Origin of the sequence: Rhizobium sp. CBN3, assembly GCF_030518245.1 — a bacterium.
Lineage (GTDB): Bacteria > Pseudomonadota > Alphaproteobacteria > Rhizobiales > Rhizobiaceae > Rhizobium > Rhizobium aethiopicum_A.
Genome location: NZ_JAULSE010000016.1, coordinates 122,927 through 138,278 on the forward strand (window position 1 = coordinate 122,927; position 15,352 = coordinate 138,278).

General features: G+C 61.4%; 15 protein-coding genes. 4 read left to right on the forward strand and 11 right to left on the reverse strand.

Annotated features, from left to right (window positions below; genetic code table 11):
* Window positions 1-124 precede the first annotated feature (124 nt).
* The 3 genes from QWJ46_RS22550 to QWJ46_RS22560 all read left to right on the forward strand — a co-directional run bounded on the left by QWJ46_RS22550 (window position 125) and on the right by QWJ46_RS22560 (window position 2,290).
* Window positions 125-1,630: a winged helix-turn-helix domain-containing tetratricopeptide repeat protein gene (locus QWJ46_RS22550; protein WP_302754029.1), complete on the forward strand. Its 1,506-nt coding sequence runs from the start codon at window positions 125-127 to the stop codon at window positions 1,628-1,630.
* A 104-nt stretch (window positions 1,631-1,734) separates the two neighbouring features.
* A complete protein-coding gene (locus QWJ46_RS22555) occupies window positions 1,735-1,848 on the forward strand; it encodes an EF-hand domain-containing protein (RefSeq protein WP_302754030.1) in 114 nt (37 codons plus the stop codon).
* A gap of 79 nt (window positions 1,849-1,927) precedes the next feature.
* Window positions 1,928-2,290, forward strand: a complete 363-nt coding sequence (locus QWJ46_RS22560; protein WP_302754031.1) for a hypothetical protein — start codon at window positions 1,928-1,930, stop codon at window positions 2,288-2,290.
* Between the two features lie 113 nt (window positions 2,291-2,403).
* Here the strand turns inward: QWJ46_RS22560 and QWJ46_RS22565 are convergent, their stop codons facing one another.
* The 8 genes from QWJ46_RS22565 to QWJ46_RS22600 form a co-directional block, all read right to left on the reverse strand.
* Complete coding sequence (locus QWJ46_RS22565) at window positions 2,404-2,865, reverse strand: DUF411 domain-containing protein (RefSeq protein WP_302754032.1); 462 nt, start codon at window positions 2,863-2,865, stop codon at window positions 2,404-2,406.
* Between the two features lie 57 nt (window positions 2,866-2,922).
* Complete coding sequence (locus tag QWJ46_RS22570; RefSeq protein WP_302754033.1) at window positions 2,923-3,210, reverse strand: copper-binding protein; 288 nt, start codon at window positions 3,208-3,210, stop codon at window positions 2,923-2,925.
* Window positions 3,211-3,230: 20 nt separating this feature from the next.
* Complete coding sequence (locus tag QWJ46_RS22575; protein WP_302754034.1) at window positions 3,231-3,710, reverse strand: cupredoxin domain-containing protein; 480 nt, start codon at window positions 3,708-3,710, stop codon at window positions 3,231-3,233.
* Window positions 3,711-3,743: 33 nt separating this feature from the next.
* Window positions 3,744-5,090, reverse strand: a complete 1,347-nt coding sequence (locus tag QWJ46_RS22580) for a multicopper oxidase family protein (protein WP_302754035.1) — start codon at window positions 5,088-5,090, stop codon at window positions 3,744-3,746.
* 14 nt (window positions 5,091-5,104) lie between these two features.
* The gene (locus tag QWJ46_RS22585; RefSeq protein ID WP_302754036.1) at window positions 5,105-6,565 is read right to left on the reverse strand and encodes a TolC family protein; all 1,461 of its coding nucleotides are present in this window, start codon (window positions 6,563-6,565) and stop codon (window positions 5,105-5,107) included.
* Window positions 6,562-6,789 carry a hypothetical protein gene (locus QWJ46_RS22590; protein ID WP_302754037.1) on the reverse strand — a complete coding sequence of 76 codons (228 nt, stop codon included), beginning with the start codon at window positions 6,787-6,789 and terminating at the stop codon, window positions 6,562-6,564. Before QWJ46_RS22590 ends, QWJ46_RS22585 begins: the two co-directional genes overlap by 4 nt.
* A gap of 91 nt (window positions 6,790-6,880) precedes the next feature.
* Window positions 6,881-7,279 (reverse strand): hypothetical protein, encoded by a 399-nt coding sequence (locus QWJ46_RS22595; RefSeq protein WP_302754038.1) that lies wholly within the window; start codon window positions 7,277-7,279, stop codon window positions 6,881-6,883.
* A 116-nt stretch (window positions 7,280-7,395) separates the two neighbouring features.
* Window positions 7,396-7,899 (reverse strand): cytochrome b, encoded by a 504-nt coding sequence (locus QWJ46_RS22600; RefSeq protein ID WP_302754039.1) that lies wholly within the window; start codon window positions 7,897-7,899, stop codon window positions 7,396-7,398.
* 155 nt (window positions 7,900-8,054) lie between these two features.
* Between QWJ46_RS22600 and QWJ46_RS22605 the strand changes: the two genes are divergently transcribed.
* Window positions 8,055-8,609: a cytochrome c gene (locus QWJ46_RS22605; RefSeq protein WP_302754040.1), complete on the forward strand. Its 555-nt coding sequence runs from the start codon at window positions 8,055-8,057 to the stop codon at window positions 8,607-8,609.
* Window positions 8,610-8,621: 12 nt separating this feature from the next.
* Here the strand turns inward: QWJ46_RS22605 and QWJ46_RS22610 are convergent, their stop codons facing one another.
* The 3 genes from QWJ46_RS22610 to QWJ46_RS22620 form a co-directional block, all read right to left on the reverse strand.
* Window positions 8,622-9,302, reverse strand: a complete 681-nt coding sequence (locus QWJ46_RS22610) for a peroxiredoxin-like family protein (RefSeq protein ID WP_184456617.1) — start codon at window positions 9,300-9,302, stop codon at window positions 8,622-8,624.
* Between the two features lie 67 nt (window positions 9,303-9,369).
* The gene (locus tag QWJ46_RS22615; protein WP_302754044.1) at window positions 9,370-12,615 is read right to left on the reverse strand and encodes an adenylate/guanylate cyclase domain-containing protein; all 3,246 of its coding nucleotides are present in this window, start codon (window positions 12,613-12,615) and stop codon (window positions 9,370-9,372) included.
* Between the two features lie 125 nt (window positions 12,616-12,740).
* On the reverse strand, window positions 12,741-14,993 hold the full coding sequence (locus QWJ46_RS22620) for a bifunctional diguanylate cyclase/phosphodiesterase (protein WP_302754045.1): 2,253 nt from the start codon (window positions 14,991-14,993) through the stop codon (window positions 12,741-12,743).
* Window positions 14,994-15,352: the final 359 nt, after the last annotated feature.

Sequence of the window (15,352 nt, forward strand, 5' to 3'; positions counted from 1 at the left end):
GTATGGTCGAGTGGCGGGCCTATGAGCTGAAAGAGGATGGAATTCTGCGGGACAGGCGAAGCGGCGTAATTAAGCCTCGCCAAAACGTTCTCAAAAACTTCCAAACGGACTATAGATCCGCTTCATGCAGGGATCGCGCTTTGCCTTTGGTCCGTTCGTGCTTGATCCGGATGCGGGAACGCTCCTTCGGAATGACGATCCCGTTGCCGTCAGCCATCGCGGACTGAAGCTGCTTGCGGCGCTCGTCGGGCGATCAGGCGAAATCCTTGCCAAGACCGAGCTGATGGACGCGGCCTGGCCAGGCATGGCGGTCGAGGAAGGCAACCTCACTGTCCAGATCGCACAGCTGCGCAAGCTGCTCGGCCCGTCCGCCGGCGGCGGTGAATGGATTGCCACGGTTCCGCGCGTCGGTTACCGCTTCACGGGAGCCGTGCGTCGGCTGAGCGGCGTGAAGCGAAAAATCTTGCCGCTGCCTGACAAACCGTCGGTCGCTGTGCTGCCCTTCCTGAATATCGGCAATGATCCCGAGCAGGAATCCTTCGCGGACGGGCTAACCGAAGATCTGATCACCGACCTCTCCCGGATTCCCGGGCTGTTCGTCATCGCCCGCAACTCGGTCTTCGCCTACAAGGGCAAGGCGATCGAGGTGCTGGGGATCGCCGAGGAGCTCGGTGTACGCTACCTGCTCGAGGGCAGCGCAAGACGCGCCGCCGGGCGCGTGCGCATCAACGCCAAGCTGATCGACGCGGCGGGCGGCGATCATCTCTGGGCGGAGCGTTTCGATCGCAGACTGGACGATATCTTTGCCGTTCAGGACGAGGTGACGGGCAGGATCGTCGAAGTGCTGCTCGGCCGGCTGCGCGCGCCGCCGCCGCGCAATCGGCCGAAGAGCCTCGAGGCCTACGATCTTTGCGTGCGGGCGCGCAAGTTCATGGACGATTCTCCGCAGGCAGCTGAAGAAGCGCACCTGATGCTGACTCGCGCCGTTAGCCTCGACCCCGACTATGCCGAGGCCTATCGCTGGCTTGCCTTGAACCACTGGATGGGATGGGTCCATAGCGGCGGGCCGACGGAAACGAACCGCGACGTTGCTCTGGAACTGGCGCGCAAGGCTGTTGCGATCGATCCGAACGATGCTGGCTGCCGGTGGGTCCTGGCCTATCTGCTTGCCTATGCACGCGATTTCGCCGAGGCGGATGGGCAATTCGCCAAGGCAATCGAACTCGACCCGAATGAGGCGGACACCTTTGCCGCATTATCCGACATCTCGGTCCTGGCAGGGCGGATCGACGAGGGGCTCGAGCATATCGGCAAGGCATTCCGGCTGAACCCGTTTCCGGCAAGCTGGTATTATCTGGCGCTTGGCCAGGCTCAGTACGCGGCCGGGAAATACGAGTCCGCTATCGAGACGCTGCGGCGGGAGGAAACCTACCGCACAAGTTCACGCCGTTTCCTGGCGGCAAGCCTTGCACAGCTCGGCCGGATCGAAGAGGCGCGTGCCGAAGCCGAACTGTTCCTTGTCGCCAACCCGCATTTTTCAACCGGTCACTGGGCGACGACGGAGCCTTTCCGCGATGCGGCAACGCTTCAGCATTTCGTCGATGGCTACCGCAAGGCCGGACTTCCCTGACTGCAAGTCGCTTGGACGAGTGCTTTAAAGGTCAGGCGAGCCTCCAGGATCGGGCGGCCTCCATATTGATGTGAATCAAAGCGGTTACGACGATCGGGCAGATAATGGCGCTGTCATACTTGGCTTACCCATTGCGGGCGCATTTTTTCGACAGCGTCGACGCCAACAACGACGGCAAAGTTACACGCGAGGAGATGCAGGCGTTCAGGCGGCCTTAGGAGCGGAAGTCGCCACCAGGAGTCGCGAAACCTCCTGGAGCATGATAGGTTGAAAGGGCATTGACCACGGGAGAGGGAGATGCGCCGGATCCTTCTGTCTCTGATCCTTTGCCTCCAGTCCGCATCGATGTCGGCTGCATCAGGCGTCTTCCACACGACTGACTTCAATGGCAGCCGGTTGGTGAGCCTCAGTTTGATGGAACGCGGACCGGCCCACGATCCCTCCTTCGATTTCGACGTCGTCATCACGCTATCGGAAATCGACCGCAGCGGCGCGGTGCTCTATCGGGACGGGGGAAGGCACGAGGCGAGTGTGCGCTGCGTTTCGCCCGCCACGGTTCGCGTGAATTCCACCGATTATGCAGTCGACCTTTCCGCCCGACCGGGGATCGACTGGAAGCACGATCTCTGGGCGAGGCTCTGCACTGCTCCAGCTTCCTGAGCGCTATGGCATCGGCCGGAATCGAATTCGGAAAGCCTGGTGCCAATCTAAAGTTTGAGCGTCCGAATGGACGCACGGCGCTCCAGCGCGGCGCGGCCCTGTCTGTCGCGGCGTCAGCCCTTCTGCAGACGGACTCCCATGAATAGATAGGGTGCGCCACCTCCGGTGGGAACGGCATAGACGTCATAGGACGCCTGCGGGTCGTCGCCCATCCCCAGCGAACCGGACGGCATGCCGGGCACAACGAGACCACGGAGCGGCGGTCGCTCCCGCAGCAGGCGCCGGATGGCATCGAGCGGCACGTGTCCCTCCAGGTAATATTCCTCGATCACGGCCGTATGACATCCCTCCAGGTCGCCAGGCACGCCCAGCCGCGCCTTGACCGCGGCAAGGTCGTCGGTATCGCGGGCCTCGACGGAAAAACCTGCCGCCGCCATCGCCTTCGACCATTCATGACAGCAACCGCAGTTCGGATCCTTGTAGACAATCATCTTTGCTGGCGCGGCGGCAAAGGCCCAGCCGCCGGGGAGTGCCAGCGCGGAAGTCGCCAGCGCAATGAAGCTTCTTCTATGCATTGTGTCCACTCCTCGTCCGCTGCCGCCCGGACACGGATCCGGGCGGCAGGAGTTCAACTATTTAACTTCGGTGACCACTAGCTTGCCGTTCACGCGTTCGGCGACGAACTCGACGCTCGAACCTTCTTTCAGCTTTTCGAGCAGAGCCGGGTCTTCGACGCGGAAGACCATCGTCATCGCCGGCATGTCGAGGTTCTTCAGGTCCTCGTGCTTGATGGTAACCTTCTTCGCCTTGGCGTCGACCTTGTTGACGACGCCTTTGGTGAACTCCTCGGCAAACGCACCGACGGCCGCACTGACAGAGAGCAGGGCGGCTAGACTGATTTTGATCATTGCAGTTTTCATCTTCATGGCTCCTTTGCGTGTTATTGTCCGGCGACGCTGACGTCGCCATGCATGCCGGCTTCATAGTGGCCTGGGATCAGGCAGGCGAATTTGAACTCGCCGTCGGTGGTGAACTTCCAGACGATCTCGCCGGATTGGCCAGCCGGAAGGCGGATGGAATTGGGATCGGCATGTTCCATTTCCGGGAACTTCTCCATGACCTTCTTGTGCTCCAGAATCTTGTCTTCCTGATCGAGCACAAACTCGTGGTCGACGGTGCCGGCGTTCTTGATCGCAATCTTGACCGTCTGTCCCTTGCGGACATTGAGGACGGCGGGCGTGAACAACATCTTCCAGTCGTCGGTTTCCTTCATCGTGACGCGGATCGTCTGTGTCGCCTTGGTCTTGTCGCCAGGCTCTCCGACCGCCATTTTCTCACCGTGACCGCCGGCATGGTTGCCGGAGGCGAGGGTGGGAGTTGCGAGCGCTGCAAGCGCCAGTGCCAATACATAATTCTTCATGCGTATTTCCTTTTTGATGTGGGATGTTGTACCTCAGCCATTCGTCGGCTTCGGCGTGATTTGCGTCTTCGCGTCTTTGGCCTTGGTCGCGTCCGGTAGCTCGCCCGTCCACTCCCAGGCCTGCGTCCCGGGCGGGTTCTCGTACCAGCCCGGATCGGAGTAATCGTCCGCCGAGAGGCCCTCGCGGACCTTCACGACCGAAAACATACCGCCCATCTCGATCGGGCCATGGGGCCCCCAGCCGGTCATCATGGGAATGGTGTTCTCGGGAATGGGCATTTCCATTTCGCCCATGTCGGCCATGCCCTTGGTGCCCATGGGCATGTAGTCCGGCTGAAGTTTCCGGATCTTCTCGGCGACCTTCGACTTGTCGGCACCGATGAAGGTCGGGATGTCGTGGCCCATGGCGTTCATCGTGTGGTGCGACTTGTGGCAGTGGATTGCCCAATCGCCGAGGTATTTTGCGTCGAACTCGTAGGCGCGCATCGCGCCGACCGGGATGTCGATGCTGACCTCCGGCCACCGCGCCTCCGGCCGCACCCATCCGCCATCGGTGCAGGTCACCTCGAAGTCGTAGCCATGCATGTGGACCGGATGGTTGGTCATGGTCAGGTTGCCGACCCGCACCCGCACCCTGTCGTTCCTGGAGACAACGAGGGGGCTGATGTCAGGAAACACGCGGCTGTTCCAGCACCACATGTTGAAGTCGGTCATCTCCATAATCCTCGGCACATAGGAGCCGGGATCGATGTCGTAGGCGTTGAGCAGGAAGACGAAGTCGCGGTCGACCCGCATGAAGGTCGGATCCTTGGGATGGACGACGAAGAAGCCCATCATGCCCATCGCCATCTGCACCATCTCGTCGGAATGCGGGTGGTACATGAAGGTGCCCGACTTCACGAGATCGAACTCGTAGACATAGGTCTTGCCGACTGGGATATGCGGCTGCGTCAGCCCACCGACCCCGTCCATGCCCGATGGCAGGATCATGCCGTGCCAGTGGATAGTCGTGTGTTCCAGCAGCTTGTTGGTGACGAAGATGCGCACCCGGTCGCCTTCGACCGCCTCGAGCGTCGGACCCGGAGACTGGCCGTTATAGCCCCAGAGATAGGCTGTCATGCCGTCGGCCATTTCGCGTTCGACCGCCTCGGCGACGAGGTGGAACTCCTTGACGCCGTTGTTCATTCGGTGGGGCAGGGTCCAGCCGTTGAGGGTCACGACCGGCTGATAGTCCGGGCCGGAGGTCGGGTGGAGCGGCGGCTGCATGTCCGCCGATTCCATCGTCGGGGCGTCTGGCAGACCCATCGCCGAGGTCTTCGTCCAGGCGCCGGCCGCCAGCAGGGCCGCGCTCGCACCGAACAGTTGTCGTCTGTTGAACATGATGGGTTCCTTTCTCAATGGCCGCCGCCGCTGCTGCCGGAGGCAGCGGCGACTTCGGTCTCTGCCGACGCGTTGGTCGCGCCGCCGCAGATCGCAGGCGCGAGGTTGGCTTCGGCGAGCCAGAAATCGCGCTTGGCGTTGACGGAGAGCAGGATGGAATTGATCTTGTCGCGCGTGTCGGTGAGCAGCTCGAAGGTGTTGGTGATCATGCCGTTGTAGGTCAGCAGGGATTCTTCCTCGACCTTGGTGCGCAGCGGCACGACATTGTTGCGGTAGTGCCGCGCGATGTCGTAGTTCGAGCGGTATGCCTCGTATGCGGATCGTGCTTCCGAGCGGACGTTGACGGCCTTCTCCGCAAGCTGGTTTGCCGCCCGCATATAGGCCAGCTCGGCCTTGCGAATCCGCGCCTTGCCGGTGTCGAAGATCGGGATCGCGAACTCCAGCTCGACCTGCCCGGTGGTTCTGGTGGTCTTCTCCTCATCTTCGATTTCCCGTTCCGTTTCGAATCCCGTCAGGATTTCGAGATCGGTGACATAGCGTGTCGCTTCGGTGAGCCCGTAGGATTTGGCTGTCGCCTCCAGTTCGAGCTTCGCCACCTGAAGATCGATACGGTTCCTCAGAGCCTCGGCCTCGATGGTATCGCGTTTGACGATGGATTGGGGCAGCGGCGGCAGGCTGTTCGGGACCTGATAGTCCAGGTCGGATCCCCAGAGGCCCATCAGCCGCGTCAGTTCCTCCTTGGCAAGACGTGCCGCCAGGCGGGCCTTCGCGGTCTCTCCGGCGAGCTCGGCGACGAACACATGTTCGCGTGCCTGGGCGCCCTTGGTCATCGCACCGGTCTCGCCAAGCTTTTCTGCAAGTTCGGAAGCGGCATCCGCTGTCGCCTGGGCGCGCTGCAGTTGCCCGACATTCTCCCAGGCCGCCACTGCCCCGATCCAGGCGCGCCGCGTATCGGCGGCGACCTGGAGCGTTTTTACGGCAGCGGTCAGTTGCGCCTGGCGGAAGCGGGTGTCGGCGATCGCCACGTCACGATTCCTCGTCGCAAGCGCCAGGATGTTCGTCGTGATCATCCCCTCGATGGTCTTGAAGGCTTCCAATCCAGGTGTGCCGATGCCTGTCGTGCCGACGGAGACTGTCGGGTTGATGAACATGGTCGACTGCCAGGCATCGGCCGCAATGTCGCCGAGGTCGGCGTAGGCAGCCTGAAGGCCCTTATTGTTGAGCAGGGCGATCTGAACCGCCGTCTCGATGTCGAGGATTTTCCGTCGCGCAAGCAGATTTTTGACCTCCGCAGCGACAGCGCGCGCCTGAACCTGGTTCTGGATCCAGACCGTTTGCTTTGCCGTCGCTATCGCGGTCTTGTCGGCAACGGAAGCGAACCCTGCTTCCTTGCTGGAATATTCGGCGCTCGTGACGCAACCGCTCAGCACCAGCGGGAACGCCAGCACGGACGTTAATTTTCTGAGGCCGATCATGAGGCGTCTCCTTTCGCGGGAGACTGCAGATCGTTTTGTCTACGCCACGGCTTGGGATCGACGGGCTGCCTGGCGACATAGCCCGAGATCGGTGAGCGATATGCGGCCGGGTGCGGCGACGGCTGTTCGGCCGCGGCGGAAGACGCCACCACGTCGGGAGGAAGCGTGGATGCGCAGCCGCCGATGACAAGCGGCAGCCCCACCACGAAAAGCGAGGGTTTCATTATGAAATTTCCGAATAAGAGATAACCTACGGGCGCTCGCCCGAAGTCAGGCGGCGACCGAATGGACCCGATCGAGCGGGCGCGTCTCTATTCAGATATTCGGAGGGCGGTGGAGCGGCGGCTGTTCGCCGAAGGTCGTGCGGTCGTCTACGAACTGCCGGATCGAGCTTACGACCGGCCCACCGACGTCGGGGCTTTCACAAATGATGCCGAGCCCGCCGCAGAAATCCTTGCAGCATTCCTGCTTGACGAGCTTCGATGTACCACCATCGTCATCGGGCATGTCGATGCGCGAATGGTCGTGTTGGCCCACTTCCGCCATGTCGGGGGCTTCATGGGACGGCATCGTCTCTGCGGCGGCGGCTTGCAGCTCGGGGAACGGTGAGCCATGCATCGCTGCGCTGGCATTCGACAGCGAGTACCCCGCCAGTGATACCACGATCACCAGCCGCATCATCACGAGCAGCGTGCTCACTGTGATTCGGTACATCTTGCCCATTCCCAACGAGCTACATGCAAAGCAGCTCGATTTCAATCGCGGACCCTAGCTATCGCCAACATTCGAGTCCTTTATATGACGCACCCGGCGGGGTTGAGGCTGGCCACTTAGACATTTTTTGCCGGCCGCTTCCGGTGCGGCAGCAGCATCCGGTCGACCGTCTCGTCACGGGCGACCAGCGTGTGCCAGGCCGCTGCGGCAAGATGCAACGCCACCATCGCCAGAATTATTTTCGACCCGATGACATGGTACGGCGCAATCCCAAACCAGAGGTAACTGGCGACGCCCCCCATGCAGGCCTGTCCGATGATTGCGGCGTAGAAGGCGTGATGAAGCGCCGTCGCGATCCGTCCGGTCCATGTGCCGGGCGCGGCAGGCTCGGGCGGCTGAAAGATCCGAAGAACGAGCCGCACGCCCATCAGCAGGCCAATGCCAATCCCCGCGTAGTTATGGAGCTGATGCTGGACGACGTCCCACGAGGATGGCGTCATCCCCATGTGGACTGCATGATGAATTCTCTCGATGCTGCCGCCAGTCAAATACTGCACCGGCACCATGAAGGCGACCAGCCAGTGAAGCCCTATCTGAGCGAGCGAATAGCCACTTTTCATTGATCCACTCCAGAGCCGCAGATTATTCGGCAGCGGTTAACGCTTCCGCATCGGCCCATTGCCGAGAACCTCGGGGAGGGTGTCCGCCCTGTTGTAGCCCAGATGAGAAGGGATATGCGTAGAGGCGGAATCACGTCGGTTTGGGAAGCAGCTCTATGAGACGGACCTTATTCGTGGCGACTTTTGGACTGCTCCCTGCCGTGGGAGCCGCTCTCTTGACGACAGTCCCGTCGCCGGCCGCCGATGATGTCGTGGCGCTTCGACAGGCCGACATGAAGGCCATGGCCGCGGCGGCAAAGACAATTTCCGGCATGTTCAAGGATCCGGCGAGCTATAAGGCAGCCGAATTCCGATGGGCAGCAGACACCATCCGCGACAGATCCGGCGTCGTTCTTTCCGAACACTTCGCATCCGAGGCGGCCAGCCCACAATCAAAGGCCATGCCGAACATTCTCGATGAGCGCGAGCGGTTCGACCGCATCGCAAACGACCTGCGCGACTATGCCGTCGCGCTGGACGCCGCTGCGCAGAATAATCCGGGACCAATGCCTGCCAGCATGCGCATGAAGCCTGGGGAGGCCATGGGCGGCGGCCCGCTCGGCACTCACGTCCGAGGCGAGCAGGAGCTGTCGGCAATGGCGGCGGAGCACACCTTTCACCTCATGCTGCAGACCTGCACGACCTGCCACGCCCGGTTCAGGGCGCAATAAGCACAACAGGTGTCAAACAGCCATATTCGAAGCCGCCGACATTACATCGCGAGGGGCGGGACCGCCGAACAAGTTGCGGCCACCTTCCTCGACTTCCGTGAAACACCAGCGCACGACGCCATCGCGGTCGAGCAGGAATTCGCCGACAAGCTGGCCATGGCCGGTGGCGATCATCCGCGTGTCGTCCTCGGTGAATTCATAACCGTCGGCCTTGTCGAGATATTCCATTGCCGCCATCACACCCATGGGCTCCGGCAGCTCGCCCGGCATGTCGACCTGCATTGACGACATTGTGCTCATGCTGACCTTGTGCGGCCATTCGTTCTCGGATTCGGTGAACTCGATATTCGGCAGCCCGAACGCCCTGTGCGATACTCGGTCGGGGTCCGAGGCCGCAAGCAAATTGGGAAGCGGGTGGTAGCGGAAATAGAGGCGCGCTCGCTCGATCGGCGTATTGACGACCGTCAGGCTGTCGATGCCTTTCTCCTGCAATGCATCGGTGAGTTCGGCCATGGCGGCGATCTGCCGGCGGCAGAAGGGGCAGTGCAAGCCGCGAAACAAGCCGACGAGCACCGGCTTCTGACCGCGAAAATCATCGATGGCGATCTTGCCATGGCGGGTGATTGCATCCAGCACGACGTTGGGCGCGCGATCTCCAGGCTGTAAGGGTTTATCGGCGTGGTTCTCCTGCATTGTTAGTTCCTCCCTTTATGTTTTTGAATCGTTTGGTCTAATTGATGCAGAGCGAAATACGAGGCCTTCAGTCGAGAAACGGCAAGACGACGAACGTGCCGGGGTCGAGCTTGTGGCGGATGCACACATCCTGCGCCAGCGCGAAATACCGTTCCGCTTCATCCATGTCGTCGTGTTCAAGGCTCAGTGTCGCCAAGCCATCATAGCACGGAAAGAGCAGCTGCGGCTCGTCAATTTCCTTCGCAACCTCAAGAGCTTCCTCGTAATACTTACGAGCTAGCTTCGGCTGCCCGTGGCATTGATGTATCTGCCCGAGCACGATCAGCGGTACGGAGAGATGGTCGCGCTGATCAAGCGCCCGGTCGATTTCCACCGCCTTTTCCGCCGCCGGCACGCCCTCGGCTCCGCAGCGATCGGTGAAGGTGCAGCAGGAGACCGCGAGATTGGCGAGAAGACGCGCCTGGAAGCCGAGATCGCCGATACGAGTGGCGACCTCCAACCCGCGCCGGCAGATCTTGATGGCGTTGGCAGGATCGACGATCGTGTAGAGAACGCCGAGATTGGAATAGGCGCGGCAGGCGGCGCTTTGCAGATCGGCCTGTTCGGCGACCGAGAGGCTGCGCTCCACTTCCTGCACGGCATCACGGCGGCGTCCGAGCCGCGCCAGCGCTGCACCCTTGGTGTTCAGCGCCTCTGCCATCGCCCGCGCTGCCTCCCGTCCGGCCTCCGTCGTTCCATCGATCGGCAGCGTTTGCAGGCATTGCAGTGCCTGTGTCGCCCATTCGGCGGCAGCAGCCTGGTCGCCGGTGCGGAAGGCGAGGTGGCCGCGTTCCTGCAGGAGATGGGCATGTTCGACCGGCGCATCGATCGGCGCGATCATCGCTTCGGCTTCGGCGCAATTGGCCTCCGCCTGATCGCGGCGTCCCGCATCGAGATGCAGACGGCTGATCTTGCGCAAGATCCTCGCCACGGCGATCCGATCATCTTTCACGCGGTGGGTCGCAAGTGCTCGCTGATAGTGGTTCAGGGCAGCCTCACGGCGGCCGGCAGGACCGCAGAGATCGCCAAGGCGCTCCAGCAGTGCCGATTGCTCCGGCGTCACCTCCGGTTCGTCGGCAAAGGCGGCAAGAGCCTGGCGGTAGAGACGCATGGCATCGTCATTGGCGTAAATCTTGCGCGCTATATCGCCCGCCGCCATGAGATAGCTGGCGCCCTTGGCCTTTTCGGTGGTCAGGCTGAAATGATGGCCGAGCTGCGCCAGATGCTCCGCCCGATCCGGCGCCACGCCATATTGGCGTTCCAGCGCCCGGCCGATCCGTCGGTGAAGCTCCATGCGCCGTTGCAGCAGCAGATTGTGGTAGATGACATCGTGCATCAGCGTCTGGCTGAAGCGATAGCCTGGCGCTATCTCGGCGTCCGGCCCGCGCAATTCCTCGATGATATTGGCATCGCAGAGATAATCCAGCGCCGCATCGATGCCGGCCGGGTCGGTCGCGACGGTGCGGAGCAGGGCGGTATCGAACTTCGGGCCGACGACCGCCGCCTCCTGCGCCAGACGCCTGATCTCCTGGGGCAGCCGGTCGACACGGGCAAGCAACAGGGCCTGCAGATTGACGGGTATATCGACATCCGCATCTTCGGCCGCGACATGCCAGCGCTGGCCGTCATTGTGCAGCGTGCCCATGTCGATCAGCCCGCGCAGGATTTCTTCGATGAACAGCGGATTGCCGCCGGCGCGATCGAGGATGCGCTTGCGCATCGGCGCCGGCAACTTGCCGTGACCCTCGCCAAAAAAGGCGGCAAGCAGCTTCTGCCCATCGGCAGCGAGGAGGGGGCCGAGACGCTGGACGGTGACGCTGACGCGATTGGAGTCCAGCGGGTCCGTCTGCGACGTCGGCCGATAGATCGCAAGCAGCATCAGCCGGCTGCGCTCCAGCCGGTCCATCATGAAGCGCAGCACCTCCAGTGAGGCCGCGTCCGCCCAGTGGAGATCCTCGATGACAAGAAGGAGAGGGCCTTGCGCCAGCCGCCGCTCGAAAACGGTGCGGACCGCATAGAAGATCTGCCGCCGCAATTGTTCCGGCTCGATGTGCCGGAGCGCGCCATCCGGATCGCCGAAGCCGAGAACATGCAGAAAGAGCGGCAAAAGCGCCTCGATGTCGTCGGGCTTGAGATCGAGGGCACGGAACCCTGTTGTCAGCAGTTGCCGTGTCTTGTCGGGATCGTCGCGCTCGCCGATTCCGTAGGCGCTCCGCACGACCGCGGCGAGCGTGCCGTAGGATTGTTCGCCGAGGGGAGAGCAGCTGGCTTTGCGGATGGCAAGGCCGGGGAAACGGTCCGCATCGGCGGCGACCCCGACGAATTCGCTGGCCAGACGCGATTTGCCGATGCCCGCTTCGCCGATCAGGCGGACAAGCTGCGCGGCGCCACCACAGGCAAGATCGAGGCAGGTCAGCAGGCGCGACAGGTCGGCGTCCCGTCCGACCATCGGCGCCTGAAGGCCGAAACTTTCGAGCCCGCGTGCCGTATGCGGCGCTTCCAGCAGCCCGCTCAGCCGATGCACGAGCACGTTTCCACTCTTGCCGCGCAAGGACTGCGCGCCGAGGCTGTCGAAGGCAAAGGCGTGGCGGGTGAGGCGATAGGTCAGCGGACCGACGAGAATATCGTTTTCGCCAGCCATGGATTGCAGCCGTTGCGCAGTGTTTACCGTGTCGCCGGTCACGGAATAGGATTTCGCACCGGCAGCGCCGAAGCCGCCGGTGACGACCGGGCCGCTGTTGATGCCGATATGCAGACGCAGCGGCACGCCGGCGCGCGATTGCCAGCGTGTGCCGACCGCAGCGGCCCGGTCGATCATATCAAGTGCCGCGCCAAGCGCCCGCACCGGATCGTCCTCATGGGCGACAGGCGCACCGAACAGCGCAAGAAGCGCATCGCCGACAAATTTATCGACGAAGCCGCCATAGGCTTCCACCGCCCGGGTCATCTCTTCGAACAATTCGTTCTGCAGCGCCCGCATGACTTCAGGGTCGATCTGCTCGCTCAGCGACGTGAACCCGCAGAGATCGGCAAAGAGCACCGTCACCGGCCGCCGGTCGGCGTCGCCATCGGATTCAGCCGGCACCGTCTCGATGGCCGGTTTCGCGGCGGGCTGGGCCTTCCCTGAGATCGATGCGCCGCATCTCGGGCAGAAGGCAAAATCCGGCTGACATGGATAGCCGCAGGCTGCGCAGGAGAGGGGTTGCCTTGCGCCGCATCGCGGACAGAAAGCAAAACCGCTCTGAATATCGAAACCGCAGCCGGCGCATTCCATCGCAGGCATCTCACGAAAACCCGATGTGCAACGGCGATGTCAGCCGCTGCCGGCGGGATTCTCAATGGGGATAGAATGAACCTGCCGACGAAGACCCGCAAGTACAAACAGCCGGCGGCCCAACCTTATCGGCCTGCCGCTCTTTTATCCTTCCTGCTGCAAAGTTCGATCAGCTGCTCTGAGGTCATTGGCCGTGCCAGAGCATAACCTTGCAGCAAATGGCAGCCGAGATCCTTCAGGATCTTCGCGTGCTCCATTGTCTCCACGCCTTCGGCAACGATGTCGATGTTCTGTGACCGCCCGATTTCGATAATCGAGGAGACCAGACGGCGTTGAGACGGAGAGTCGATGATCGGCTTGATAATCTCTCGATCGATCTTGAGCCTTCGGGGCTCAAATCGAAGCAAGCTGACGATACTGGCATGTTCCGTGCCGAAATCGTCAATTTCGATTTCTATGCCGAGCGCCTTGATTGCTGGAATCACCTCATTGAGAGCAGGCTGAAGCTCGTCGAAGGAGATTGTTTCAAGCAGCTCGAAACACAGGCGACCTCTCGCTGTGGGAAGCGCTGAAAGCTCGGCAAGCAGATTTGCCTGCGCCAGTCTGCGCGCGGAGATATTGACCGATACCCGTGGGATCTGCAGTCCCAAGCTATCCCATCTCGTCAGTTCGAAGAGCGCCTTTTGCAGGATCAGTCTATCCATGTCGCCGCTGCGCCCGAGCCTTTCCGCAGCATCAAGAAACTCGGCCGGACCGAGCAGACCTCTTCGCGGATGATCCCAGCGGGCGAGCGCTTCGACACCTGCGATCGCCAATGTATTTGCGTCGAACTGCGGCTGGAAGAACGCAACGAGCTCATCGCGTTCGAGCGCTTGGTTGAATTCATCCGCCAGTTCTTTGGAATGAATTGCGGCGCTGCGAAGCTCTTCGGTGAAAATGGCCGCGCGACCGCGACCCGCCTTCTTCGCCTCGTAGAGAGCCAGATCGGCATTCAGAAGCAACTGACCAAGGTCCCGCCGAGAAGGCTCAGCCTCCCAGGCGACGCCGACACTTGCTCCGACCACATGTGCTGCTCCATCGATAAAGATGTTACGCTGAAGCGCATCGACAATCTGCTTGGCCAATTCGGTTGCTTTAGGCTCCGGATTGGCGCTCCAGCTGGCGAAAATGAACTCGTCTCCACCGATGCGAGCCGCGACGTCGTTCAGGCCGGCCAAATCGGCGAGTCGCAAAGCTGTGGTCTGCAGGACAATGTCACCGCCGGCATGGCCTTTCGTGTCGTTGATCTCTTTAAACCGGTCAAGGTCGATATGAATGAGGATCAGGCAATCTTCCGGAGCGGGCCGCGGCGGCTGCGAGATCATCTGGTCGACGAATCGTCGATTGGGAAGTCCCGTCAGTGCGTCATGCAGTGACAGATATTCCAGGCGCTGTCGCGCGCGAACAAGCTTCTTCTTGTGCAGGCGAAGTTTTTCAATGGTTCTTTGGCGCGATCTGGTCAGAAAGCCGATCCAGACGATGGGGGCCACGACACAGAAAGCCAATAAGCTAGCATAGAACTCGAAGGCGCCGATCCCGTTATTTCTACCCCATCCATGCTTCGGACGCGCGGCGAGGGTCCAACGGCCGTAGGTCATATCCACATTTGCGACCACCGGTTTCCTTTGAAAGGTCTCCAGGCTGCCGAGAAAAACCTGGTTGGGCGATTCCGGCTCCGGTACGGTGCTGATGGCAATCTCAAGATCCGTCGAACGAAGGCCGCTATCTCCGTAAAGCCTTGGAATATCAATGATTCCGGAAAGCAGGCCCCAAAAGATCTCGCTATTTCCGTCGGTGATATAGACAGGGTACCTGACCACGAACGCCATTCCGCCTTGGACAAGCTCCACCGGGCCAGTCAAGACGATATTGTGGGTGTTGCGCGCCAGCATCGCGGCAGCCCGTTGCTTCTCATTCTTCCGGTAGTCGAGGCCGATGGCTCTTTCATTTCCTTTTTCCGGATAGACCCAGCTGACGACCATGTCCGGCGCCGCGGCGAAGCTTCGCAATTGTGAATCAGGCTGCAGGATCCGTGCTGCAAGTTTGGAAAATCCATTCTGACCCATTGCGGGATCGACGGAGATACCCGCCGCAAGCCCTTGCAACAGTTTCACATTGCTATTCAGGTTCGTCTGCAGCCGAGATGATATCGTGGCAAGCTCGCCGGCAACGACCGAGCGTTCGTCGGCAAGAGAGCGCTCCAGCCGCCAGTTCGTTGCCACCCAGACGACGATGACTGCAATAATGGCCGCAAATACCGCGGGCGCGAAGGCGCTTACATGGCCGGTTAGGCAAGCCGCGCGGCTGCGCGCTATCTCTGGGTCTTTTCGAAACTTCATCAGCTCGCCGGTGTGGTGGTCAGAGCGCATCCTTGCACAGTTTCTTTAAGGCAACGCTAAACCGACCACTCCGGTTCGAATGTCGTCAGTCCGGCATGCGCGGATGTCTAGATTTTTTTGCAGGGCCGGGGACACACCGCGCGGCGCAATCAGTCCCATCCGCAAACTCCCAAACGCCGTTCAAACGCGGGGAGAGTGACATTCCAACTTTGCAGAAACAGGACACTTTAACTTTGCGGCTACAAACAATGTCAAAGCTGATTAGGAATGCGACTCTGCCAACCGATTAGAAATGCGACGCTGGCACTGACGCTCAGCCCCCGATCCGACCGGCTGAGCCGGGTTGCAAGGGAGGAGCG